The organism is Pseudoalteromonas sp. CR1 (assembly GCF_019392235.1).
Classification (GTDB): domain Bacteria; phylum Pseudomonadota; class Gammaproteobacteria; order Enterobacterales; family Alteromonadaceae; genus Pseudoalteromonas.
This window is the reverse complement of record NZ_JAHXRM010000003.1, coordinates 91,827-116,046: the sequence shown is the minus strand read 5'-3', so window position 1 is coordinate 116,046 and position 24,220 is coordinate 91,827. Positions and strand designations below refer to the sequence as shown.

Annotated in this window: 24 protein-coding genes; 9 read left to right on the top strand and 15 right to left on the bottom strand. The window is 39.4% G+C overall.

Features of this window, described 5'->3' with window-relative positions; all coding sequences use genetic code 11:
* Positions 1-56 precede the first annotated feature (56 nt).
* From KZZ04_RS04630 to fur, 5 genes are all read left to right on the top strand, one after another.
* Positions 57-824 (top strand): alpha/beta fold hydrolase, encoded by a 768-nt coding sequence (locus tag KZZ04_RS04630; protein WP_219421971.1) that lies wholly within the window; start codon positions 57-59, stop codon positions 822-824.
* A gap of 95 nt (positions 825-919) precedes the next feature.
* Positions 920-1,141 (top strand): DUF2788 domain-containing protein, encoded by a 222-nt coding sequence (locus KZZ04_RS04625; RefSeq protein WP_006793041.1) that lies wholly within the window; start codon positions 920-922, stop codon positions 1,139-1,141.
* Between the two features lie 2 nt (positions 1,142-1,143).
* Positions 1,144-1,422, top strand: coding sequence for a LexA regulated protein (gene ybfE / locus KZZ04_RS04620; RefSeq protein ID WP_002962928.1), 279 nt, complete (start codon positions 1,144-1,146; stop codon positions 1,420-1,422).
* Between the two features lie 14 nt (positions 1,423-1,436).
* Entirely contained in the window at positions 1,437-1,964 is a 528-nt protein-coding gene (fldA, locus tag KZZ04_RS04615; protein ID WP_058405570.1) for a flavodoxin FldA, read from the top strand.
* A gap of 186 nt (positions 1,965-2,150) precedes the next feature.
* On the top strand, positions 2,151-2,594 hold the full coding sequence (fur, locus tag KZZ04_RS04610; RefSeq protein ID WP_219421970.1) for a ferric iron uptake transcriptional regulator: 444 nt from the start codon (positions 2,151-2,153) through the stop codon (positions 2,592-2,594).
* A gap of 92 nt (positions 2,595-2,686) precedes the next feature.
* On the opposite strand, the gene glnS is transcribed toward fur, so the two are convergent.
* Complete coding sequence (glnS, locus tag KZZ04_RS04605) at positions 2,687-4,345, bottom strand: glutamine--tRNA ligase (protein ID WP_219421969.1); 1,659 nt, start codon at positions 4,343-4,345, stop codon at positions 2,687-2,689.
* A gap of 218 nt (positions 4,346-4,563) precedes the next feature.
* On the opposite strand from glnS, the gene KZZ04_RS04600 reads away from it, so the two are divergent.
* Positions 4,564-5,634 (top strand): DUF3083 family protein, encoded by a 1,071-nt coding sequence (locus tag KZZ04_RS04600; RefSeq protein ID WP_219421968.1) that lies wholly within the window; start codon positions 4,564-4,566, stop codon positions 5,632-5,634.
* 62 nt (positions 5,635-5,696) lie between these two features.
* On the opposite strand, the gene sucD is transcribed toward KZZ04_RS04600, so the two are convergent.
* From sucD to sdhC, 8 genes are all read right to left on the bottom strand, one after another.
* Positions 5,697-6,569, bottom strand: coding sequence for a succinate--CoA ligase subunit alpha (sucD, locus tag KZZ04_RS04595; RefSeq protein WP_008127375.1), 873 nt, complete (start codon positions 6,567-6,569; stop codon positions 5,697-5,699).
* Positions 6,569-7,735 carry an ADP-forming succinate--CoA ligase subunit beta gene (gene sucC / locus KZZ04_RS04590; protein ID WP_006794719.1) on the bottom strand — a complete coding sequence of 389 codons (1,167 nt, stop codon included), beginning with the start codon at positions 7,733-7,735 and terminating at the stop codon, positions 6,569-6,571. The genes sucD and sucC overlap by 1 nt, the downstream gene beginning before the upstream one ends.
* 177 nt (positions 7,736-7,912) lie before the next feature.
* On the bottom strand, positions 7,913-9,424 hold the full coding sequence (odhB, locus tag KZZ04_RS04585; RefSeq protein ID WP_219421967.1) for a 2-oxoglutarate dehydrogenase complex dihydrolipoyllysine-residue succinyltransferase: 1,512 nt from the start codon (positions 9,422-9,424) through the stop codon (positions 7,913-7,915).
* Between the two features lie 3 nt (positions 9,425-9,427).
* A complete protein-coding gene (sucA, locus tag KZZ04_RS04580; RefSeq protein ID WP_219421966.1) occupies positions 9,428-12,247 on the bottom strand; it encodes a 2-oxoglutarate dehydrogenase E1 component in 2,820 nt (939 codons plus the stop codon).
* Positions 12,248-12,337: 90 nt separating this feature from the next.
* Positions 12,338-13,054, bottom strand: a complete 717-nt coding sequence (locus KZZ04_RS04575) for a succinate dehydrogenase iron-sulfur subunit (RefSeq protein WP_006794722.1) — start codon at positions 13,052-13,054, stop codon at positions 12,338-12,340.
* Between the two features lie 10 nt (positions 13,055-13,064).
* Positions 13,065-14,837, bottom strand: coding sequence for a succinate dehydrogenase flavoprotein subunit (sdhA, locus tag KZZ04_RS04570; protein ID WP_058405564.1), 1,773 nt, complete (start codon positions 14,835-14,837; stop codon positions 13,065-13,067).
* A complete protein-coding gene (gene sdhD, locus KZZ04_RS04565; protein WP_219421965.1) occupies positions 14,838-15,185 on the bottom strand; it encodes a succinate dehydrogenase, hydrophobic membrane anchor protein in 348 nt (115 codons plus the stop codon).
* Positions 15,176-15,553, bottom strand: a complete 378-nt coding sequence (sdhC, locus tag KZZ04_RS04560) for a succinate dehydrogenase, cytochrome b556 subunit (RefSeq protein WP_074210168.1) — start codon at positions 15,551-15,553, stop codon at positions 15,176-15,178. The genes sdhD and sdhC overlap by 10 nt, the downstream gene beginning before the upstream one ends.
* Positions 15,554-15,972: 419 nt before the next feature.
* On the opposite strand from sdhC, the gene KZZ04_RS04555 reads away from it, so the two are divergent.
* The 3 genes from KZZ04_RS04555 (at position 15,973) to KZZ04_RS04545 (ending at position 19,027) form a co-directional block, all read left to right on the top strand.
* Positions 15,973-17,259, top strand: a complete 1,287-nt coding sequence (locus KZZ04_RS04555; protein ID WP_058405563.1) for a citrate synthase — start codon at positions 15,973-15,975, stop codon at positions 17,257-17,259.
* 111 nt (positions 17,260-17,370) lie between these two features.
* On the top strand, positions 17,371-18,597 hold the full coding sequence (locus tag KZZ04_RS04550) for an aminotransferase class V-fold PLP-dependent enzyme (RefSeq protein WP_219422050.1): 1,227 nt from the start codon (positions 17,371-17,373) through the stop codon (positions 18,595-18,597).
* A 13-nt stretch (positions 18,598-18,610) separates the two neighbouring features.
* A complete protein-coding gene (locus tag KZZ04_RS04545) occupies positions 18,611-19,027 on the top strand; it encodes a SufE family protein (protein ID WP_219421964.1) in 417 nt (138 codons plus the stop codon).
* Here KZZ04_RS04545 and tcdA read toward each other — a convergent pair.
* Genes tcdA through msbA form a run of 6 tightly spaced genes read right to left on the bottom strand, consistent with a single transcriptional unit; the run spans position 19,019 to position 24,163 of the window.
* Positions 19,019-19,828: a tRNA cyclic N6-threonylcarbamoyladenosine(37) synthase TcdA gene (tcdA, locus tag KZZ04_RS04540; protein ID WP_219421963.1), complete on the bottom strand. Its 810-nt coding sequence runs from the start codon at positions 19,826-19,828 to the stop codon at positions 19,019-19,021. The two genes, KZZ04_RS04545 and tcdA, sit on opposite strands and share 9 nt — an antisense overlap.
* The gene (locus tag KZZ04_RS04535) at positions 19,829-20,497 is read right to left on the bottom strand and encodes a TIGR01621 family pseudouridine synthase (protein ID WP_219421962.1); all 669 of its coding nucleotides are present in this window, start codon (positions 20,495-20,497) and stop codon (positions 19,829-19,831) included.
* 7 nt (positions 20,498-20,504) lie between these two features.
* On the bottom strand, positions 20,505-21,266 hold the full coding sequence (kdsB, locus tag KZZ04_RS04530) for a 3-deoxy-manno-octulosonate cytidylyltransferase (RefSeq protein ID WP_138529186.1): 762 nt from the start codon (positions 21,264-21,266) through the stop codon (positions 20,505-20,507).
* The gene (locus KZZ04_RS04525; RefSeq protein ID WP_138529188.1) at positions 21,254-21,451 is read right to left on the bottom strand and encodes a Trm112 family protein; all 198 of its coding nucleotides are present in this window, start codon (positions 21,449-21,451) and stop codon (positions 21,254-21,256) included. Before KZZ04_RS04525 ends, kdsB begins: the two co-directional genes overlap by 13 nt.
* On the bottom strand, positions 21,441-22,421 hold the full coding sequence (lpxK, locus tag KZZ04_RS04520; protein ID WP_219421961.1) for a tetraacyldisaccharide 4'-kinase: 981 nt from the start codon (positions 22,419-22,421) through the stop codon (positions 21,441-21,443). The genes KZZ04_RS04525 and lpxK overlap by 11 nt, the downstream gene beginning before the upstream one ends.
* Positions 22,418-24,163 carry a lipid A export permease/ATP-binding protein MsbA gene (gene msbA, locus KZZ04_RS04515; protein ID WP_058405556.1) on the bottom strand — a complete coding sequence of 582 codons (1,746 nt, stop codon included), beginning with the start codon at positions 24,161-24,163 and terminating at the stop codon, positions 22,418-22,420. Before msbA ends, lpxK begins: the two co-directional genes overlap by 4 nt.
* Between the last annotated feature and the right edge of the window lie 57 nt (positions 24,164-24,220).

The window sequence follows — 24,220 nt, the reverse complement described above, 5'->3', positions numbered from 1 at the left end:
TTTTGCTTTTTTATGTATAGCTCGGCAAACTAAGTCAATATTTGTAGGAGCAATGTATGAAGCTAAATTATAAGCAACTTGGGCAAGGTCCAAATGTTATTTTAATACATGGACTTTTTGGTTCTTTAGAAAACCTCAACGTAATTGCTAAGCCTTTAAGTGAAAACTTTACAGTCACTAATGTAGATTTGCGTAATCATGGCCTATCACCTCACAGTGACGAGATGAATTACCCTGCTATGGCAAAAGACATTGTGGAGTTACTACAACACTTAAATATAGACAAAGCACATATAATTGGCCATTCGATGGGGGGTAAAGTGGCAATGGAACTTGCATTAACTCAACCGCAATTGATTGAAAAATTAGTTGTACTGGATATTGCACCCGTTACCTACCCGCCACGACATACTGAGATATTGAAGGCACTTAACGCAGTTGCCTCTGAAAATATTGAAGACAGAAAGCATGCAGATGTAATAATGCAGCCTTTTATAGATGAGCTAGGAGTTCGTCAGTTTTTACTAAAAAGCTTAGCTAAAAATACAGCCGGAAACTTGACGTGGCGATTTAACTTACCTGTTATTGATAAAAAATATTCAGAAATACTCTCAAACGTTAATGAAAACAATTCTTGTTTATGTAATACTCTTTTCATTAAAGGAAATGACTCTGACTATATTTTACCCGAGCACCGTACAGCAATTACTACCCGTTTTAAAAACACCTATGCAAAAATCATTCATGGTGCCGGGCATTGGTTGCATGCCCAAAAGCCAATTGCAGTTAATAAAGCAATTAGTGATTTTTTGATTCAAAATTAAAGTTATTTTAATCGCTTGTTTTTAGATGTACGTACTAAATAAATGAATATTTTTATGCTATAGTACGCGCCGTTTAATTTAAAGGTTATACGTTGATGGTCAGTCAGTTAATTAACGAATTTGATACCCTAGGGTTGTACTTTGGCTTAGCCGGTATTTTGATATTCATCGGCTTGGCGATTAAAGACGTACTTAAAAGTGGTAATGTACCAAAGTTTGGTCGCTATATAGTATGGACCGTACTCTTTTTAGGCTGTTCAGGCTTTATTGCTAAAGGACTTATTCAAGTATTTTGGCAAGGCGCAGGTGTAGGTTAGGCATGGCGAAGTCAGAAACAGATAGAACAACGCTTGATTTATTTGAATACGAAAAACGACCAGGCAGACCCAAAACAAACCCCCTTTCTCGGGATATGCAGTTAAAGGTTAATAAACGTAATCAAATAAAAAGAGATAAAGCACGTGGTTTAAAACGTGTTGAATTTAAAGTTTCATCGCAGTTATATCAAGCATTAAGTGATATGGCAGATGCACAAAATATTAGCCGCAGTGCGCTGATTGAAACGATTTTACAAGAAAGATTGGCTATTGATACATAAAAGGTTGCAAATCCATGGCAAGTGTAGGCATTTTTTTCGGAAGTGACACAGGTAACACAGAACACGTAGCAAAAATGATCCAAAAAGAATTGGGTAAAAAGCTGGTGGCTGTTCATGACATAGCAAAAAGCTCTAAAGAAGAGATTGCAGAATTTGATTTAATCTTATTTGGTATTCCAACTTGGTACTACGGCGAAGCACAATGTGACTGGGATGACTTTTTCCCTGAACTTGAAGAAGTAGACTTTGAAGGCAAACTTGTTGCTATTTTTGGTTGTGGTGATCAAGAAGATTATGCTGAATACTTTTTAGATGCTATGGGCATGATCAACGATATTGTTACTGAGCGTGGCGCTATTGTTGTAGGACATTGGTCTACAGAAGGCTACGATTTTGAGGCTTCAAAAGGCATGGCCGATGACAAGCACTTTGTTGGTTTAGGGATTGATGAAGACCGTCAACCAGAGCTTACTGAGCAGCGCGTTAAGGCTTGGTCAGCACAGGTATTCGATGAAATGTGTTTAAGCGAACTCGCAGACTAATTCACACAACATAACGCTAACTGTTTAAATAGTTATCAAACAGTTAGCGTTTTCTTTATTTGCTGCAATATAAATCAATTCTTCTTTGCACTTAAGGCCTAGGCACGTTATCCTATTTGTTGCTTATGTGTCGTGAGCATCTTTGCAAGATGTCTAGTATAACCAAATAAAATTGAGACAGATTTAATGACTGATCATAACTTGGAACTTAAAAAAGCCGGTTTAAAAGTAACTTTACCGCGTATTAAAATTTTAGAGATTTTACAATCTCCAGATAACCAACACATCAGTGCTGAAGATGTTTACAAAATTCTTTTGGATTTAGGTGAAGAAATAGGCCTTGCAACAGTATACCGTGTACTGAACCAATTTGATGATGCAGGCATTGTAAGTCGTCATCATTTTGAAGGTGGAAAATCGGTATTTGAATTATCAGGCAGTACTCACCACGATCATTTAGTTTGTTTAAAGTGTGGCAAAGTTGTTGAGTTTGAAGATGAAATGATTGAACTTCGTCAACTTGAAATTGCGCAAGAAAACGGTATTACATTAACCAACCATTCTTTATACCTTTACGGCGAGTGTGATGACAAAGCTGCATGTAAAGCTTTTAGCGACGCAAACAGCTAATATAATTTAGTTATAAAAAACCTGCCAATGGCAGGTTTTTTTTGTGTCTAAATTACTACACCCGTAAATTAAAGGGTATAGTAATAATCAACCTATTGAGTTTTAGACCAAGAATCACGCAGACCCACTGTTTGATTAAACACGATATTGTCTGATTTAGAGTCTCGTGAAAAGTAACCCGTTCGTTCAAACTGAAAGCCCTGCTCTGCTTGAGAGTTAGCTAATGAGGGTTCAAGTTTGGCATTATCTAATACAACTAACGACTCAGGATTCAATGTTGTTTCAAACTCCTCAGCTGCTGCTGGATTTGGCACATTGAACAAGCGATCGTATAGACGAACTTCAGCAGTGATGGCCTGTGAGGCCGATACCCAGTGAATAACGCCTTTAACTTTACGACCATCACTTGGGTTTTTACCTAGCGTTTCGTTGTCGTAAGTACAGTAAATAGTCGTTATTTCATCGTTTTCGTCTTTTTCAACTCGGTTAGCTTTAATGACATAAGCACCACGTAAACGAACTTCTTTATCGAGCACTAAACGTTTAAATTTATTATTAGCCTGCTCTTTAAAGTCTTCTCGTTCAATGTATATCTCACGAGTAAATGGTACGTCACGTCTGCCCATTTCTTCTTTATTAGGGTGATTAGCCACCGATAAAGTTTCTATGCTCTCGGCATCATAGTTTTCAATAACCACTTTAACCGGATCGAGTACAGCCATGGCACGCGGGGCATTTTCATTTAAGTCATCACGAATACACGCTTCTAGCATACCCATTTCAACCATATTTTCTTGCTTAGTTACGCCTATTCGTAAACAAAATTCACGAATTGAAGCCGGTGTATAACCTCGACGACGCAGGCCTGCAATGGTAGGCATACGAGGATCATCCCAACCTTCAACCATATTATTAACAACTAGGTCATTTAACTTACGCTTAGACATAATTGTATATTCAAGGTTTAAACGAGAAAATTCTATTTGCTGCGGATGACACTCAATGCTGATGTTATCAAGTACCCAGTCGTATAAACGGCGATTGTCTTGAAACTCAAGAGTACATAATGAGTGGGTAATGCCTTCAATTGCATCAGAAATACAATGCGTGAAATCGTACATCGGATAAATGCACCACTTATCAGCAGTTTGATGATGATGAGCAAAACGAACACGGTATATAATTGGATCGCGAAGCACCATAAACGAGCTTGCCATATCAATTTTCGCACGCAATACACATTCACCCTCTTTGAAGCCCCCTGCACGCATTTTTTCAAATAGTGCGAGGTTTTCTTCAGGAGATGTATCTCTGTATGGGCTGTTTTTACCTGGCTCCGTTAAAGTGCCGCGGTATTCACGTGCTTGGTCTGCAGTTAAAAAACAAACATAGGCTAAACCTTTGTTTATAAGCTCAACGGCATAACCGTATAGAGTGTCAAAATAATTAGAAGAATACTTTATGTCACCATCCCAATTGAACCCTAACCACTGAACGTCTTCTTTTATAGAATTAACGTAGTTTATGTCTTCTTTTTCTGGGTTTGTATCATCAAATCGTAAATTACATAAGCCGTTATAATCTTTTGCAATACCGAAATTTAAACAAATTGATTTTGCATGACCAATATGTAAAAAACCATTGGGCTCAGGTGGAAAACGCGTATGCGTTGCAGCATGCTTTTTACTTGCTAAGTCTTCATCAATTCGGGTTCTAATAAAGTTACTTGGGCGATTCTCAATTTCCGCCATAGGAGTACGATCCTCTAAATATTACTTATTAACAAAACTAATGCATTATTACAAAAACAGTCACTAACATACAGCAATAGATTACGCTTTATCTTACTTATTGATTAACTTTAATCCATCTAATCTGTTTTTAACGAATAAAGTTTGTTTTAGCGCAATATTTAATTCATAGAAGCGCTTTATAGTGCGTCAATACCGTACTTTATAAGGATTAAGAGATGGCTACACTTAACCAGCACCGTGTTTATATACCTAGTAATGCACGTGCTAATCATTACTTACTTGCAGAAGTTACCCCTAACGATAGTTTTTACGAAAGCTTTAACTCAATAAACTGTTGTTACGAAAGAATAGCACGACAATTATTTGCAGCATGCGATGAATATGAACTGCATAATGTGCATATTTTAGCAAACGACAAACTTCCTGTTGTCAGGTTTCATGATGAGTCTTATCAGTTAGAGACTAATAAGCAAATGCTTATTTTTTATAACCCACGCTATCACGAAGCACACAAACTCTATTATTCAACCGACACGCAAAGTAAAAAAGTGCGCTTACTCTTTTTAGCTACGGGTGATGATATACGACCTAACTCCGCTGTATTTCACAGAAAAGTCCAAAAAGTATTAACGCTTATGCAAGAACAGTTATTTATTGATCAACCACAATTCAAAGTGCGTGATCATCAACATTTAACTTATGATTTATTTGCCAAAAATAAAGGTAATAAAGAAACCTACGGCTACAAATTGAGGAGTTTGTATCCTAGGTATCAAAATCGTCACTGTGTAATACCTAAAGATCATGCCGAGATGACATACGCGACATTTTCTATTCCTGTATCAAGGGCTATTAAAACTCAATTTCAAACTTTAATTAACAATGGCGACTTTAATCAATTTTATGATTACTTTTTAGATAGCTTTAAGCGATGTTGTGAAGTGAATAAACTCACCCATGGTGCTTTAGTGGCAAATGGTGCTAAACCAATTATTCGTAATAGCAAAGTCGATGTAAATGAAGGAAATGAAGAACTTCAAAAATTAAGCTTTGAACTAAACAACGAAGAACAACAAGTAAAGTATTTTTACGATAACAAAAAGTTAGTCGAAACAATGCATTTTGTAATCGTTGCTACAAAGCAAAACAAGCAAGAAATTGGTTACGGTAAATTTATGAATCAGGTTGAAAAAACGATTTTTAGTCTTTGTGATGAGCTAGATATAAATAAAGAACGACAAGATTTAACGGTTAGATTTTTTCAACATATAAGTTACCCATTTTAATTGGGTACATAAACAAAAAGGCTCGCTAAATGCGAGCCTTTGCAAAGATTAAGCTAAGCTGATTACCAGCCTGTTTTCTCTTTAAGTGCTTTACCGATATCAGCAAGTGAACGTACAGTTTGTACGCCAGCAGCTTCTAATGCAGCAAATTTCTCATCAGCAGTACCTTTACCGCCTGCGATGATTGCGCCAGCGTGACCCATGCGCTTACCTTCTGGTGCAGTAACACCAGCAATGTAAGATACAACAGGTTTAGTTACGTTAGCTTTGATGTACTCTGCAGCTTCTTCTTCTGCAGTACCACCAATTTCACCAATCATTACGATTGCTTCAGTTTGTGGATCTTTTTCGAACATTTCTAGAACGTCGATAAAGTTAGTACCTGGGATTGGATCACCACCAATACCAACACACGTAGACTGACCAAAACCAGCATCTGTAGTTTGCTTAACCGCTTCGTACGTTAAAGTACCAGAACGAGAAACAATACCTACTTTACCAGGCTTGTGGATGTGACCAGGCATGATACCAATCTTAGTTTCGCCCGGAGTGATAACACCTGGACAGTTAGGACCGATCATACGAGTACCTGTTTGATCTAGTTTAACTTTAACGTCAACCATATCAAGCGTAGGAATACCTTCGGTAATACAAACGATTAGCTCGATGCCAGCATCGATTGCTTCTAAGATTGCATCTTTACAGAAAGGTGCTGGTACGTAGATAACTGAAGCAGTTGCGCCAGTTTCTTGTACTGCATCACGTACTGTGTTGAATACAGGAAGACCAAGGTGCGTTTGACCGCCTTTACCTGGGCTAACACCACCAACCATTTGAGTACCGTACTCAAGCGCTTGCTCTGAGTGGAAAGTACCTTGGCCACCAGTGAAACCCTGACAGATAACTTTTGTATCTTTATTGATTAATACAGACATTATTTGCCCTCCGCAGCAGCAACAACTTTTTCAGCAGCGTCTGTTAATGATTCAGCAGCGATGATGTCTAAGTCAGAGCTCTTAAGAACTTCACGACCTAATTCAGCATTAGTACCTTCTAAACGTACAACTACAGGTACATTTACGCCAACTTCTTTAACTGCGCCAATGATGCCTTCAGCAATCATGTCACAACGAACGATACCACCAAAGATATTAACTAAAACAGCTTTAACATTGTCGTCAGAAAGGATGATTTTGAATGCTTCAGAAACACGTTCTTTAGTCGCGCCGCCACCAACATCTAGGAAGTTAGCTGGCTTGCCGCCATGTAGGTTTACGATGTCCATAGTACCCATCGCTAGGCCTGCACCGTTAACCATACAACCTACGTTACCATCTAATGCTACGTAGTTAAGCTCAAAGCTTGCTGCATGTGCTTCACGTGCATCTTCTTGAGATGGATCGTGGAACTCACGGATTTTTGGTTGACGGTAAAGTGCATTACCATCGATACCGATTTTACCGTCAAGACAGTGAAGGTTACCTTCGTCTGTGATTACTAACGGGTTGATTTCAAGAAGTGCGAAATCGAAATCGTTAAACATTTTACCAAGACCCATGAAGATCTTAACGAACTGTTTCATTTGTGTTGGGTTAAGACCCAATTTGAAACCAAGTTCACGTGCTTGGTAAGCTTGAGGACCAACTAACGGATCGATCTCAGCTTTGTGGATAAGTTCTGGTGTTTCTTCAGCAACAGTCTCAATTTCAACACCGCCTTCAGTAGACGCCATGAAAACAACTTTGCGAGAAGCACGGTCAACTACTGCACCTAGGTACAATTCGTTGGCAATGTCTGTACAGCTTTCTACTAAAATTTTAGCAACTGGCTGACCATTTTCGTCTGTTTGGTAAGTAACTAGGTTTTTACCTAACCAGTTAGCTGCAAACGCTTTAACTTCATCGATAGTTTTAACTAGCTTTACACCGCCAGCTTTACCACGTCCACCTGCGTGAACCTGAGTTTTAACAACCCACATATCACCGCCGATTTTTTCAGCAGCTGCTGCAGCTTCTTCAGGTGTATCGCAAGCGAAACCTTGAGAAACTGGTAAACCATATTCGGCAAAAAGTTGTTTTGCCTGATACTCATGCAAATTCATGATGCTTTATCCAATTTTTTATACTAAAAGAGCTGAATACTTTTTCAAATAAACAACTATCCCAAATTGCGCACCTAGTATAGTTGCCAAGGCTTAACATGAAAACCCCAGTACGACCAAAGGCGCAAAAAAAAAGCTGTGAACATCCATTCACAGCTTACATTTTATACAACTAGATTAAACATCTAGTAATAAACGTGTTGGATCTTCTAGTAACTCTTTAATTGTTACTAGAAAACCAACAGATTCTTTACCATCTATTTGGCGATGATCATAAGAAAGTGCCAAATACATCATAGGGAGAATTTCAACTTTACCATTTACTGCCATTGGACGGTCTTGAATTTTGTGCATTCCCAAAATTGAAGACTGTGGCAAATTAATGATAGGTGTAGATAGTAGCGAGCCGAATACACCACCGTTTGTAATTGTAAAGTTACCACCCGTCATATCATCAAGTGTTAGCTTACCGTCACGCCCTTTAAGTGCAAGTTCACGAATACCTTTTTCAATTTCAGCAACTGATAACTTATCGCAATCTTTAAGAACTGGTGTTACTAAACCACGAGGTGTAGAAACAGCAATGCTAATATCAAAATAATTGTGGTATACAATATCGTCGCCATCAATTGATGCATTTACATCAGGGAAGCGTTTAAGTGCTTCAGTGACTGCTTTCACGTAAAAAGACATGAAGCCTAAACGAATACCGTGACGCTTTTCAAATACCTCTTGGTACTGCTTACGAAGATCCATAATTGGCTTCATATTAACTTCGTTAAACGTAGTTAACATTGCAGTAGAGTTTTTAGCTTCAAGAAGACGGTTAGCAATCGTTTTACGTAAACGTGTCATAGGTACACGTTTTTGAGTTCGATCACCCATTGGTGCAGCTGGAGCAGCTGACTCTACTTTCTTACCTGATGGTGCAGGTGCTTTTAAGAAAGTATCAACGTCTTCTTTAGTTACGCGACCATTTTTACCCGTACCTTTAATTTTAGAAGCATCTAGGCCTTTTTCAGCAATTAAACGACGTACTGATGGCGTTAATACATCAGAGCTGTCAGCTGAATCAGCAGCAGGTGAAGCTTCTTGTTTTGCTGCCGGAGCTGCAACTGTGCCACCGGCTTTAACTGAACCAATAACTTGTTCACCAAGAACAGTGTCGCCTTCAGCGTTAATGATATCGCCCATAATACCGTCTTCTTGAGCTACCACTTCAAGAACAACTTTATCAGTTTCGATATCTACCAAGTTTTGATCGCGTGTTACCGCGTCGCCAGGTTGTACATGCCATGTAGCAATTGTTGCGTCTGCAACTGATTCCGGGAGTACAGGTACTTTAATATCCACTTCTTTACCTTCTGATGCTGGTGCTGATGGCGCCACTGGCGCGTCTTCTGATTTTTCTGATTTGTTTGAAGATGTGCTTTCACTCACAGGCGCTGCATCAGCATCGCCGAGCAAGCCCATAACTTGGTCACCAAGTACAGTAGCACCTTCTTCTTGAGATATTTCTGTAATTACACCGTCGTGTTGTGCAACTACTTCTAACACTACTTTGTCTGTTTCAATGTCTACTAAGTTTTGATCGCGAGTTACTTTGTCGCCAACACTTACATGCCATGTAGCAACGGTAGCATCCGCAACCGACTCAGGAAGAACAGGAACTTTAATTTCTGTGCTCATCGCTTATCCTTTATTTTCTATAGTAAGCGCGTCGGCAACGAGCGCTTGTTGTTCTTTAGTATGTACTGACATGTAACCACACGCTGGTGACGCAGAAGCTTTACGACCTGCGTATTTTAACTTAGCACCTTGTGGAATTGCATCAACAAAATGATGCTGAGAACAGTACCATGCACCTTGGTTTTGTGGCTCTTCTTGACACCATACAAAATCAGTAACGTGTTGGTAACGTTCCATAATAGTTTTCATTTCGTCATGTGGGAACGGGTATAATTGCTCCACACGAACGATGGCAATATTATTTTGTTCCAGCTTACGACGCTCTTGAAGTAGCTCGTAGTAAACTTTACCACTACAAAATACAACGCGTTCAACGTCATCAGATTTAATATCATCAACTTCGTCGATCATATTATGGAATACACCATTTGAAAGTTCTTCAAGTGAAGAAACAGCAAGTGGATGGCGTAGTAACGACTTAGGTGTCATAACAATCAGTGGTCGACGAAGAGGTCTGACCGATTGACGTCGTAACATTGCGTAAACTTGCGCTGGTGTAGACGGAACACAAACTTGCATATTATGATCAGCACAAAGCTGCAAGAAGCGCTCTAGACGTGCAGAGCTATGCTCTGGACCTTGGCCTTCATAACCATGAGGTAACAAAATGGTAAGACCACATAAACGGCCCCATTTTTGCTCGCCTGAACTCAAGAATTGGTCAAATACAACCTGTGCACCATTTGCAAAGTCACCAAACTGAGCTTCCCAAAGTACAAGAGAAGTTGGCTCCGCAGTCGCATAGCCATACTCAAATGCAACAACAGCTTCCTCAGAAAGTACCGAGTCAAAAACTTGGAACGTGCCCTGATCTTCGCTTAAATGCTGCAAAGGGAGGTAAGTTGCACCGTCTTTCTGGCTGTGAACAACTGCGTGACGATGGAAGAACGTACCTCGACCAGAATCCTGACCAGTCATTCTAATATCTGTGCCTTCGGTTGCGATAGTTGCATAAGCAAGAGTTTCTGCCATCCCCCAATCAAGCGGCTTTTCGCCAGCGGCCATAAGCTTACGATCTTCGTAAATCTTTTTAACACGCGATTGAGCTTTATATTGTTCAGGGTAACTAGCTACCTTTTCACCAAGCTCTTTAAGCTTTTCTACCGAAACACTTGCGTCGTAATCTACATCCCAATCGTGGCCTACGTATTTAGCCCAATCTGAAGAATGAGACGTTTCTGGCTGAATTTCAGATACAACACAATTGCCGTCATCTAATGCATTGCGGTACTCATCTGCAAGGGCTTTAATTTCCTGCTCTGTAAAAGAACCCTCAGCAATTAACTGATCCGCATATACCAGACGTGGAACTGGGTGTTTTTTAATTTTTTGGTACATTAAAGGCTGAGTAGCATTTGGCTCATCAGCTTCATTGTGGCCATGTCGGCGGTAACAAACTAAATCAATAACCACATCACGCTTGAATTTATTTCTGAAATCAAGTGCTATCTGCGTTACAAATGCAACTGCCTCAGGATCATCAGAATTCACGTGGAAAATAGGCGACTGTACCATTTTTGCAATATCAGTACAGTAATCTGTAGAGCGAACATCGTCTTGTTTAGAAGTAGTAAAACCAACTTGGTTATTTACAACAATTCGAATGCTGCCACCACAACTAAAGGCATTAGTTTGAGAAAGATTAAACGTTTCTTGAACCACACCCTGACCTGTTACAGCAGAATCACCATGAATAGTGATCGGGAGCGCTTTTATTCCCGTACTGTCACCTAAACGATCTAAACGAGCGCGTACAGAACCCATAACTACTGGATTAACTATTTCAAGGTGAGAAGGGTTGAAGGCCAACGCCATGTGAACATTGCCACCTTCAGTAGCAAAATCTGATGAATACCCCATATGGTATTTAACATCACCAGAGCTAAGGGTTTCTTTATGCTTACCGGCGAATTCATCAAAAAGCTCTGATGGATTTTTACCTAAAACGTTTACTAAAACATTTAATCGTCCACGGTGAGCCATGCCTATTACAGCTTCTTGTTGGCCACTTTCACCAGCGCGGTGAATAAGTTCTTTTAGCATAGGTACCAGCGCGTCTCCACCTTCTAGTGAAAATCGTTTAGCACCTGGGAACTTAGCACCTAAATATTTTTCAAGACCATCAGCAGCGGTTAATCCTTTAAGGATACGTAGCTTTTCTTCTTTTTCGAATTTAGGCCTAGATTGAACAGATTCTAAACGTTGTTGTAACCAACGCTTTTCTTCTGTCGATGTGATGTGCATATACTCTGCACCGATAGAGCCACAGTATGTGGTTTTAAGCGCTTGGTATAGTTCACCTAAAGGCATAGAGTCTGAACCAACCGCAAAAGACCCTACATTAAACTCTCGCTCAAAATCAGCTTCTGATAAGTCGTGGTAATCTAGCTCTAAATCTCGAACACGCTCTCGTTCCCAAATACCCAATGGATCTAGGTTTGCATTTTGGTGACCACGAAAACGGAAAGCATTAATAAGTTGTAGAACTTTAACCTGTTTTAGGTCACCGCCACTACCCTCTGCTACCACTACTTCTCTATGCTTGTTTTTTGCAAGCTGTGCAAACTGTGCACGAACTTCTGAATGTTTTACTTCAACATCCACACCATTAACTTTTGGTAATTGTTCGAACACTTCTCGCCATTCATCTGGCACAGAAGTCGCATCGTCTAAATACGCTTCATAAAGCTCTTCTACATAAGCAACGTTGCCGCCGTTTAAATGTGAAGATTCTAACCATGCCTTCATCACACCTTCGTGCATTTATAAGCCCTTTTCTTTAGCGCAGAAATTAATAGTTATAATAACAAGATGGCTAATAATTAATACTAGCCATCTTACGTTTCTATATAATTAAACCGAACGGTTTAGTAACATAGATTTGATTTGCCCTATTGCTTTAGTCGGGTTAAGACCCTTAGGACAAACGCTAACACAGTTCATGATACTGTGGCAACGGAACACACTGAACGCATCGTCTAAGTCTGCTAAACGCTCTTCTGTTGCTGTATCTCGGCTATCAGCCAAGAAACGGTAAGCATGAAGAAGGCCTGCTGGACCAATGAACTTGTCTGGATTCCACCAGAACGAAGGACACGATGTTGAACAACATGCACATAAAATACACTCATATAAGCCGTCTAATTTGTCACGCTCTTCAATAGACTGAAGACGCTCACCAGCAGCAGGCGTGTCATTAATTAGATACGGTTTAACTTTTTCGTATTGAGTGTAGAACTGACTCATGTCAATAACAAGGTCACGTACCACTGGTAATCCAGGAAGAGGACGAACTACTATTGTACCTTTACCGTTATTTTGCAACGTTGATAAAGGAGTAATACATGCTAAACCATTCTTACCATTCATGTTAACACCGTCAGAACCACACACGCCTTCACGACATGAACGACGGAATGAAAGTGAAGGATCTTGCTCTTTTAAAAGTAAAAGTGCATCCAACACCATCATGTCGTGCCCATCGTCTATTTGCAAGGTGTAATCTTGCATACGAGGTGCGTTGTCAACATCTGGATTGTAACGATAAACTGAAAATTGTACTTGTGCCATCGTCTCGCTCCTAGTATGTACGTGCTTTAGGTGGAAATGCTTCACGCGTCTTAGGCGCGTAGTTAACTTCACGCTTACTCATTTCATCCGTAACCGGATTATATACTGAGTGACATAGCCAATTCGTGTCATCACGATCTGGGAAGTCAAAGCGAGAGTGCGCACCACGGCTTTCTGTACGGAAGTTTGCAGCTACTGCTGTTGAGTAAGCTGTTTCCATTAAGTTATCAAGCTCAAGACACTCGATACGCTGCGTGTTGAAGTCTGACGACTTATCGTCAAGACGTGCATGCTGTAGTCGTTCACGAATTTCTTTAAGTTCTTGTAAACCAGTAGCCATAGAGTCGCCTTCACGGAATACCGAGAAGTTAAGCTGCATACATTGTTGAAGATCTTTCTTAATTTGAACAGGATCTTCACCTTGCCCAGCTGTTGAATTTTCCCAACGATTATAACGAGCAAGTGACGCTTCTAAGTCTGACTCAGACGCCGCTTTAGATACCTCGACATCTCTTAGGTATGTGCCTAAGAAGTTACCCGCAGCTCGACCAAATACAACTAAATCTAGTAACGAGTTACCACCAAGGCGGTTTGCACCGTGTACAGATACACACGCAATCTCGCCAACCGCAAATAAACCTTCAACTACTTTTTCATCGCCTTGAGCATTGATTTGAAGTACTTGACCATTTACGTTAGTTGGTACACCACCCATCATGTAATGACATGTTGGTATAACTGGAATCGGCTCTTTAGCTGGATCAACGTGAGCAAATGTTTTTGCAAGATCACATACGCCAGGAAGACGTAAGTTAAGTGTTTCTTCACCTAAGTGGTCAAGCTTAAGCTTGATATGAGGACCCCAAGGACCATCACAACCACGACCTTCACGAATTTCGGTCATCATTGAACGTGCAACAACATCACGAGATGCTAAGTCTTTTGCGTTAGGTGCATAACGTTCCATGAAACGCTCGCCATCTTTATTTAAAAGATAACCACCCTCACCACGACAGCCCTCAGTTACAAGCGTACCTGCTCCTGCAATACCAGTCGGGTGGAACTGCCACATTTCCATGTCTTGCATAGATATGCCAGCACGCGTAGCCATACCAACACCGTCACCAGTGTTTATGTGAGCATTTGTGGTTGAGGCGTATATGCGACCTGCACCACCAGTAGCGAGAACAACTGCCTTTGATTTGAAATAAGTGATTTCACCTGTTTCAATTTCAATTGCAGTACAGCCAACTACATCACCATTATCGTTTTTAACTAAATCAAGTGCATACCACTCAGAGAATACATTTGTCTTGTTTTTAACATTTTGTTGATAAAGGAGATGTAATAAAGCGTGACCAGTACGGTCAGCTGCGGCTGCAGTACGTGCTGCTTGCTCACCACCAAAATTTTTCGATTGGCCACCAAACGGGCGTTGGTAAACACGGCCATTTTCAAAACGAGAAAATGGTAAACCCATGTTTTCTAATTCAGTAATAGCTTCTGGGCCAGTTTGACACATGTATTCAATAGCGTCTTGGTCACCGATAAAATCGGAACCTTTGACGGTATCGTACATATGCCATTCCCAGTTATCTTCGTGTGAATTACCAAGCGCTACTGTAATACCGCCTTGAGCGGATACAGTGTGTGAGCGTGTTGGAAATACTTTAGATATTAATGCACACGTTTTGCCAGATTCAGTAATAGCCAAGGCAGCGCGCATACCTGCACCACCAGCACCGATTACTACGGCGTCAAATTCACGAACAGAATATTTCACTTAAACACCCCATAATACAATTAGACCAATAGCTACGTAAGCAACGGACATTAGGTTTAGAACAAACCCTAAAAATGCGCGTAACTTTGAGTTTTTAACATAGTCTGTTAAAACCTGCCAAAGGCCAATGCGGGTATGAACCATGATGCATATTAGAGTTACTAACGTAAACCCTTTCATAGCTAGGTTAGAGAAGAGGCCTGTCCAGGCTTCGAAAGTGACTTCTGGCGTCGCTAAAAAATAGCCGATAATAAAAATAGCATATGCGCTAATTATTAATGCCGTGGTACGTAAAGATACATAATCTTGTACACCATCACGTTTAAGAGTTGCTTGATTTAAGACCATATCCACACTCCCGCCAATACAGCGAATACAACGCCAAGAGCCATTGCAATTTTAGCGCTTAGGTTACCTGACTCAAGTTCTTCCCAGTGTCCCATATCCATTACCATATGACGGATACCACCAATTAAGTGATAACCTAGTACTGAAATGGTGCCCCAAGCTATAAATTTGGCAATAAATCCGTTAAACAGACCCTTGACGAATTCAAAACTTTCAGCTGACGAGAGAGACTCAGACCAAGCCCAAATGACAAACGTTAAAGCAAAAAATAATGCAACACCGGTGACGCGGTGAAAAATTGATGCTTTAGCCGTTGCCGGCATAGATATAGTTGTTAGATCTAGATTTACAGGTCTTTGCTTTTTCACAGTTACTTGCCCATCTTGCTCACAGTGGAGCTCATCTACTTGCTTTTCTAAAAACCCACCAAATGTTTCTGGTGGAACTATCAAGATAAACGAATTAAAACACTAAAAGTTCACATTAATGTAAATTTTTTGGTGTAAAAATATCTTTACCCAAATACAATACGGTTTAAAACCTCCGTTAGTATATATACCCACAAGGCTTTTTACAATTCTTGTTTATTTAGAGATGTTTGCGAATTAGCCAATAGTATAATACATATATGATACAGAATATTTATTATACAAATGTGCATAATGTTTATAAAAATTGACTTTAACCCCCTCTTTCACGTTAAAATACGTAGATGTGCTTAAAACAGATTTCAGAACTTTAAAAATCTAAAAATCAGAATAGATATCTTAATAGGAGATACATAGCGATGGCAGATAAAAAAGCCACAGTTCATATTGATGGACTTGATCCAATCGAACTTCCAATTTATCAAGGCACTGCTGGCCAAGATGTAATCGACGTACGTACGTTAGGTTCACACGGCCACTTTACTTATGACCCAGGCTTCATGTCGACTGGTTCTTGTGAATCTGCAATCACCTATATTGATGGTGGTAAAGGTGTTTTACTTCACCGTGGTTACCCAATTGAGCAACTAGCTGAAGAGTCAGATTACATCGAACTTTGCTATTTATTGCTCAATGGTGAATTACCATCAAAAGAGCAATACGATGCATTTGCTGAGAAAATCACTCGCAGTACTATGCTCGATCAAAAAATTGCCAACTTCTTCCAAGGCTTCCGTTTTGACGCACACCCGATGGCTATGCTTTGTGGTGTTGTTGGTGCTCTTTCTTCTTTTTACCATGAAGATCTAGATATCACTGATGCTGAACAACGCAAAACAAGTGCTGTTAGATTAGTTGCTAAATTACCAACAATTGCAGCAATGGCTTATAAAACAAATATTGGCCAACCTTTTGTATATCCACGTAACGATTTAAGCTATGCAGAAAACTTCTTACACATGATGTTCTCTGTTCCAGCTGAAGAGTACAAAGTAAATCCAATTACTGCTAAGGCCATGGATAAAATATTCATGCTTCACGCTGACCACGAACAGAATGCTTCGACGTCTACAGTTCGCCTTGCTGGTTCTTCAGGTGCTAATCCTTATGCATGTATTGCGGCAGGTATCGCATCTTTGTGGGGCCCTGCTCACGGCGGCGCAAACGAAGCATGTTTAAACATGTTAGAAGAAATTGGTTCAGTAGATCGTATTGACGAGTACGTTGCTAAAGCAAAAGATAAGTCAGACCCGTTCCGCCTAATGGGCTTTGGACACCGTGTTTACAAAAACTTTGACCCACGCGCTACAGTAATGCGTCAAACGTGTCATGAAGTTTTAGAAGAGTTAAACATTCAAGATCCACTTCTAGATATCGCTATGAAGCTTGAGCAAATTGCTTTAGAAGACCCGTACTTTGTTGAGAAGAAACTATACCCTAACGTAGACTTCTACTCTGGTATTATCTTAAAAGCGATTGGTATTCCGACAAGTATGTTCACTGTAATTTTTGCAATGGCTCGTACTGTTGGTTGGATCACTCACTGGGATGAAATGCTTTCTCAGCCTGGTCATAAGATCAGCCGTCCACGTCAAATGTATACTGGTTACACTGCCCGTGACTACGTATCTACTGACAAACGCTAATACTATTTAGCTATAAAAGGCCGCTTTTGCGGCCTTTTTTGTTTTTGGCTACTTGAGTTTAAATTCAAAGTGGCTACAATCCTCGCCAACAATGATAACGTTGATATTACCATGCCAGAATTAAAGTTTGACATAACGCGTGTGCGACAAGATTTCCCCACATTAAATCAAAGTATTAACGCCTGCCCGCTCGTTTATTTAGATTCTGGTGCAACAACACAAAAACCGCAATGTGTGATAGACACTACTGCTAAGTTTTACACTGATGAAAATGCAAATGTTCATCGGGGGCGCCATACCCTGAGTGAAAATGCGACAATTCAATACGAAAATGTAAGAGCACAAACAGCCACTTATTTTGGTGTTAACAGTAGCGAAATTGTATGGACTAAAGGCGCCACCGAGGCAATTAATCTTGTCGCAAATGGATTGCGTAAGCAAGTCACGGCAAACGATACAATTATAATTACCCCCATTGAGCACCATGCTAACCTTGTACCTTGGCAGGTGCTTGCCCAGCAAACCGGTGCAAAGTTAGCTGCAATGCCACTTAACAAAGATGGAACATTTGATACTGAGCTCTGTTTAAAATTTATCAAAAAGCAAAAGCCTGCAATAGTTGCAATTTCTCATGCATCTAATGCTTTAGGCAATATTACTGATTTGCCCACTATTATTGAGTGTGCAAAATCACTTGGTGCTATTGTGGTTGTTGATGGTGCACAAAGCGCCATGCATCTGAAACCAAACTTAAAAATTCTAGATTGTGACTTTTATGTTTTTTCAGCTCACAAAATGATTGGCCCAACAGGTGTGGGTGGTTTATACGGGCGCTATGAGCTCTTAAACGCCTTAACACCTTATCAGACAGGCGGAGAAATGATTCAAACCGTCACCCTGTATGAAAGCGTCTATAGAGATGCTCCTGCTAAATTTGAGTCTGGTACCCCCAATATAGCTGGGATCACCGCTTTTGGTGCAGCTCTTAGCTACTTAAGCCAATTTCGTCATGCTGAAATATTTGAACATGAACAAGCAGTATTTAATTATGCGCACTCAAGATTAGCTAAAATAGATGGCATTTATTTATACAGCTCTGTAAAAAATAATATTGGTACGCTTTGTTTTAACTATAAAGACGAACATCCGTTCGATGTGGCAACATTACTTGACGGTTATGGCGTTGCGGTAAGGGCTGGCCATCATTGTACTCAACCATTAATGGCACACTTAGGAATTAACGGCAGTGTCAGAGCAAGCTTTGCATTTTACAATAATTACAGTGATGTAGATAAGTTTATAGATGCACTTCAAGCGTGCATTGCAATATTAGACTAATTTGGGATAACTAATGACAAATACATTTAACAAGGTGAGTGAGTCGATAAGAAACGCATCTGTATGGCAGCAAAAGTACCGTGAAATCATGCTACTTGGCAAAACATTACCTAGCTTACCTACAGCGCTTAAGATTGATGATGCTTTAGTACCGGGTTGTGAAAGTAAAGTATGGATGTATGTAGAATTTGACCTCACAGAAAACGTTCTAGTTGTTGCAGGTGATTCTGACACACGAATAGTTAAGGGGTTACTTGCACTTATCCTAGCGCTTTATAACGGACTAACGCCAGAACAGGTTTTACAAGTTAATGCTTACAATGAATTCGAAAAACTTGGATTAATAAGCCACTTAAGTCCTTCTCGTGGTAATGGTATTAAAGCCATGGTTGAAAAAATTCAAACCATGGCAAAGCAAAAATTAATCTAAAATTGTTTTTATCTCTCTGCCACGTTTATCTAAGAATTTACGAACAGCTTTGGCCGCTACAAAAAAACCAAAACTGCCTGTAATCATAGTTACAGAACCGAATCCATTATTGCAATCCATATTCATCGAGCCATCAGCCCCCTGTTTAGCACTACATACTGTGCCATCTACAGCAGGATAAACTAATTGCTCTGTTGAATACACACAATCTATATTAAACTTTCGTTTGGGATTATTACTAAAGTTATACTGCTTACGTAGTATGTAGCGTACCTTTGCAAGTAAAGGGTCTTGCGTTGTTTTAGCTACATCACCAAATGTAATTTGACTAGGGTCTGTTTGCCCACCTGCTCCACCCGTTGTGATGATTGATAACTTATTTCGTTTACAATGTGCAATTAACGCTGCTTTTTCTTTTACGGCATCGATACAATCAATAATATAATCAAAACCTTTAATATGTTCTTTAATATTGTCGATTGTAATAAAGTCATCTATTACATTAACGTCGCAATCAGGATTAATTAATTCGCAACGAGCTTTCATCGCATCTACTTTAGCTTGGCCAATTGTACCTGATAAAGCATGAATTTGACGGTTTACGTTTGTTGCACATATGTCATCAAGATCTATAAGTGTTATTTTTCCTATGCCAGTACGGGCTAGTGCTTCAGCAGCCCAACTGCCAACACCACCAATGCCAACAATACAAAAATGTGCTTCTTGCAGCCAATTAAACTGCTGATGGCCATATAAACGTTTAATACCGCCAAAGCGGATGTCAGTTATTTTTTCACTCATTTACCAATCCAGTTCCCATGGCGAGCGCCATGCTTGAAAATTTTCATGTTGTACTAAAGCCATAAACTCATCATCGTTGCTTGGTAATTGCATATATTGTAAATGTTCACCCTTCCAATTAAAGCTCAATGCATAAGCATGCAAATAAGTTCTGTTGGACTGCGTCCCCGTATAAGCAATATCACCCAATATTGGTGCTCCAATACTTTTTAAAGCGACCCTTAATTGGTGCGTTTTACCCGAAAAAGGCTTTAAAATAAACGCCCTAAAACCTGGTTTAAAACTAATAGAATAAAAACGAGTAATCGCAGGATTTAATTTTGATACCAAAAGTTTATAAGTGCCACGACGAGACTTTATCATGTCTCCTTTAACCCACCCTTGCTTTTTTTTAGGTTTTGAATCTGTGATAGCAAGATAAAATTTATCGATAGCATGCTGTGTAAAAAGCGCTGTTAAATCTGCAGCAGCGTCTTTATTTCTAGCTAAAATAATTAGACCCGACGTTACTTTATCTAATCTATGCACTGCGTAAAGTTTTTCGTTAACTTGCCGCTCTGCTAAAACAACAAAGCCAGGCCCATCTTCTGAATGAAAGCTAAGTTCTGCAGGTTTTTCTATAATATAAAAATCAGCATGTTTACATACCACGTTTAATATTAAGCTCATTCAAAGATCACACGTTTTTGCTTTGTAAAAAGGCGATTACCTTAGCTAAATCTTCGGCGGTATCAACGCCTGCGTGAGGGGCTATTTTAGCTTGCTCTATTTTAATAGTATAACCATGGTACAAAACACGCAGCTGTTCTAATGACTCTAATAACTCCAAAGGTGAAACACTAAGTGCAATATATTGATTAATAAAACCCGCTCTGTATGCGTAAATGCCAACGTGGCGCTGAAATGAGGAAAGTTCTAATTCAGTTTTTTCGTCTAGCATAGCATTTCGATCAAACGGAATACTGGCACGCGAAAAATACAACGCGTTTTTGTTTATATCACTTACAACTTTGACAGCATTAGGATTAAATACTTCGTCTTTATCCTCAATAGCGACACTTAACGTTGCCATAGGTGCTGATGATTCATCAAGTAACTTAGCTACTTGTAAAACGTTATCTGGTGCTAAAAGTGGCTCATCACCTTGAACATTCACAACTATGGTGTTGCTATCTAAATTTAATAAAGCAACCACTTCAGCTAAGCGTTCAGTGCCGGATTGATGATCTTCACGTGTCATTACTACGTCGTTAGTGAACGTACTTACTGCATCAAACACTTTTTGATGATCGGTTGCTATTATTACTTGGCTTGCACCTGATAAACATGCTTTATCATAAACGTGCTGAATCATTGGCTTGCCACAAATATCCGCCAATGGTTTACCTGGTAACCTAGTTGAAGCATAACGCGCAGGTATTACAACTACGAATTCCACTTTTCAACCTCATCTAAAGATAACTCTCTTGCTTCATTTTCTAGTAATACCGGAATATCATCTTTAACAGGGTATGCTAATTTTGCAGCAGTACTAATTAGTTCATTGTTATCTTTGTCAAAACGTAATTTTCCCTTACATACTGGGCAAGCAATTATTTCGAGTAATTTAGTATCAAAGGCCATTTAGGATCCCTTTTTCTTTTAATATTAAAGTTAATTTGTTTATTACAGCCTGTGTTGGCTTTGCATCTACTGGTAAATAATACCAGTTATCTTTGGCGAACTCGCCGCATTTAACTGCGTCTTTTTCGGTCATTAGAACATTGTCGTTGCCAAATTGTTTGAAATCCTCAGCTGTATACGCATAGTGATCTCTAAAATGATTTGAAGACAATAGTGTTATGCCCTGTTTTATTAGGGTATTTTCGAAACGTTTAGGGTTTCCTATAGCACTAACTGCATGGCCTTTTGTAATCGATTCAGCAACAGGGATGGAGTTTTTTACTGATTTGAGCGCTGCGGGTTGTAATGTATAGTTGTTATTACTTTGTCCACCATTTTCAACAACCAAATCGACCGATTTTAAACGTTGTGGGGTTTCTCGTAATGGTCCAGCAGGCATTAATAACCCATTTCCAAATTGCCGTTCACTATCTACAATACAGCATTCAATAGTCCGTGCCATTTTATAATGCTGCATGCCATCATCTGAAATAATGATATCTAAATTATATTCACGTACCAGTAACTCAATATTGTGTTGCCGATTTGGGCCTATCGCAATTGGGCATTTAAGACGATGAAACAAAAGTTTAGGCTCATCACCCGCCTCAGATGCTGACGTGTTATTAGTAACAATTAAAGGGTAACTACCTGCTTTTCCACCATAACCTCGGCTGATTACTCCAACTGATAACCCTTGCTTTGTTAAAAAGTCATAAAGCCATAAAACAAACGGTGTTTTACCATTTCCACCTACACTTATATTACCGACTACAATTATGGGTACTTTGCTTTTAAATTGCCTAAGTATTCCCACACTGTACAACCACTTTCTTGTAATCGAAATTAGCCAAAATAAAGCTGACAATGGCATCAATAGTAATGTTATTAGCCCAACCGGTTTATACCAGCTTTTTTCAATGGTATTCACGAGTGATCGCCAAACTGCATTTTACATAGTGCTGAATAGGTTCCATTGTTTGAGAGTAGGCTCGTGTGGTCACCACTTTCAATAACGCGGCCATTATCAATAACGTAAATTTTATCGCTGTTTTCAATTGTAGATAACCGATGTGCAATTACGATGGATGTTTTATCCTTCATTAAGTCATCAAGCGCATGTTGAATCAGTTTTTCTGATTCTGTATCCAATGCTGATGTTGCCTCATCTAATATTAAAATAGGGGCATCTTTTAAAATAGCTCTGGCTATAGCAATACGCTGACGTTGACCACCAGAAAGCATCACCCCATTTTCTCCTACTATTGTATTTAGCTTTTCAGGTAAATCTTTTACAAACTCCCACACGTGAGCTTGCTTAGCCACTTTTTGTAACTCAGTCTCTGAAATATCTCGCTGTATTCCGTAACATATATTGTTAGCAATAGTATCGTTAAACAACACAACCTGTTGCGATACTAGAGCAAATTGGCGGCGCAAATCCGTAAGTTTATAATCACTAAGAGGAACTCCATCTAAGAGAATTTCACTAGGTAGATCTAAATCATAGTAACGAGGCAATAAATTTGAAATTGTTGATTTACCGGAGCCCGACCGCCCAACTAACGCAATGCTCTGGCCAGCCTCAATTGTAAGTGTTAAGTCATTTAACACAGGCTCGTCTTTGGTTGGATATTTAAAGGTCACATTTTTAACCTCAATTAAACCTTTGGCCTTCTTAACTAATACTGTGCCTGTGTCTTTTTCTATGTTTTCGTCAAGAATTAAAAATATGCTCTGTGCCGCAGAAATACCACGCTGCATATCACTATTAACATTAGCTAATTGTTTTAGCGGGCGAAGTAACATCATCATAGATGAAATAAGCACAACAAAGTCGCCTGAGCTGATTGTATCTATCATTGAAGGCATTGATACCACCCACAAAATAACTGCCATAGCGCTCGCTGCAAGTATTTGAATAATTGAAACGCTCAGCGCTTTAGTAGCATCCATTTTTATACGTTGCTGGCGGTTATGATTATTAATTTTAGAAAACTTACTCACTTCTTGTTCTTGCCCACCAAAACCATGGATCACTTTGTGGCCGCTTAACATTTGCTCTGAGCTTCTTGTAACTTGACCCATAGCAGATTGAATGTTTTTAGAAATATGACGAAATCGCTTAGATACAATGGCAACAATTAAGGCAACTAAAGGAATAATAACTAAAAATATAAGTGATAGCTGCCAACTGGTATAAAACATCAGTGCAAGTAAAAATATAACAAACGCCCCCTCACGCACTACTATTAATAACGCTTTAGTAATCGCTTGTTGGACTTGCTCTGTATCAAACGTGATTTTAGAGATTAAATCACCCGTTGAGTTCTTATCATGAAAAGATACGGGGAGGTGTAAAATATGGTCGAATAATTCCTGGCGTAAAGAACGAACAACTTGCGAGCCAACGTAACTGAGGCAATAAGACGACATAAAATTGAAAATACCACGACCAATAACCAAAGCAATAACCACAAAAGGGGCATACTTTAATACTTCGGTATTACGTTGATTTAAACCTTCATCGATAAATGGTTTCATTAATTGAATAAATAGTGCATCCATACCTGAATATCCAATCATGCCGACAACAGCAACAACGGCTACACTTTTAAAGGCTCCAACGTAGGAAATTAAACGCTTGTAAATTTGTGTAGTACTTTGATCCATAACACTCTCTTTTTACAATTACAGCCCCTATTGTATCCTTGCTTGAACTAAAACAAA

Coding starts and splice junctions, on each gene's coding strand:
- KZZ04_RS04535 (WP_219421962.1), bottom strand. CDS start 20,497: ATGAGCTTAATATTAAACGTGGTATGTAAACATGCTGATTTTTATATT.
- ybfE (WP_002962928.1), top strand. CDS start 1,144: ATGGCGAAGTCAGAAACAGATAGAACAACGCTTGATTTATTTGAATAC.
- tcdA (WP_219421963.1), bottom strand. CDS start 19,828: ATGAGTGAAAAAATAACTGACATCCGCTTTGGCGGTATTAAACGTTTA.
- sucA (WP_219421966.1), bottom strand. CDS start 12,247: ATGCACGAAGGTGTGATGAAGGCATGGTTAGAATCTTCACATTTAAAC.
- KZZ04_RS04545 (WP_219421964.1), top strand. CDS start 18,611: ATGACAAATACATTTAACAAGGTGAGTGAGTCGATAAGAAACGCATCT.
- sucC (WP_006794719.1), bottom strand. CDS start 7,735: ATGAATTTGCATGAGTATCAGGCAAAACAACTTTTTGCCGAATATGGT.
- glnS (WP_219421969.1), bottom strand. CDS start 4,345: ATGGCGGAAATTGAGAATCGCCCAAGTAACTTTATTAGAACCCGAATT.
- fldA (WP_058405570.1), top strand. CDS start 1,437: ATGGCAAGTGTAGGCATTTTTTTCGGAAGTGACACAGGTAACACAGAA.
- sucD (WP_008127375.1), bottom strand. CDS start 6,569: ATGTCTGTATTAATCAATAAAGATACAAAAGTTATCTGTCAGGGTTTC.
- sdhD (WP_219421965.1), bottom strand. CDS start 15,185: ATGGTCTTAAATCAAGCAACTCTTAAACGTGATGGTGTACAAGATTAT.
- KZZ04_RS04525 (WP_138529188.1), bottom strand. CDS start 21,451: ATGGCCTTTGATACTAAATTACTCGAAATAATTGCTTGCCCAGTATGT.
- msbA (WP_058405556.1), bottom strand. CDS start 24,163: ATGGATCAAAGTACTACACAAATTTACAAGCGTTTAATTTCCTACGTT.
- KZZ04_RS04625 (WP_006793041.1), top strand. CDS start 920: ATGGTCAGTCAGTTAATTAACGAATTTGATACCCTAGGGTTGTACTTT.
- KZZ04_RS04600 (WP_219421968.1), top strand. CDS start 4,564: ATGGCTACACTTAACCAGCACCGTGTTTATATACCTAGTAATGCACGT.
- KZZ04_RS04575 (WP_006794722.1), bottom strand. CDS start 13,054: ATGGCACAAGTACAATTTTCAGTTTATCGTTACAATCCAGATGTTGAC.
- fur (WP_219421970.1), top strand. CDS start 2,151: ATGACTGATCATAACTTGGAACTTAAAAAAGCCGGTTTAAAAGTAACT.
- KZZ04_RS04555 (WP_058405563.1), top strand. CDS start 15,973: ATGGCAGATAAAAAAGCCACAGTTCATATTGATGGACTTGATCCAATC.
- KZZ04_RS04550 (WP_219422050.1), top strand. CDS start 17,371: ATGCCAGAATTAAAGTTTGACATAACGCGTGTGCGACAAGATTTCCCC.
- odhB (WP_219421967.1), bottom strand. CDS start 9,424: ATGAGCACAGAAATTAAAGTTCCTGTTCTTCCTGAGTCGGTTGCGGAT.
- KZZ04_RS04630 (WP_219421971.1), top strand. CDS start 57: ATGAAGCTAAATTATAAGCAACTTGGGCAAGGTCCAAATGTTATTTTA.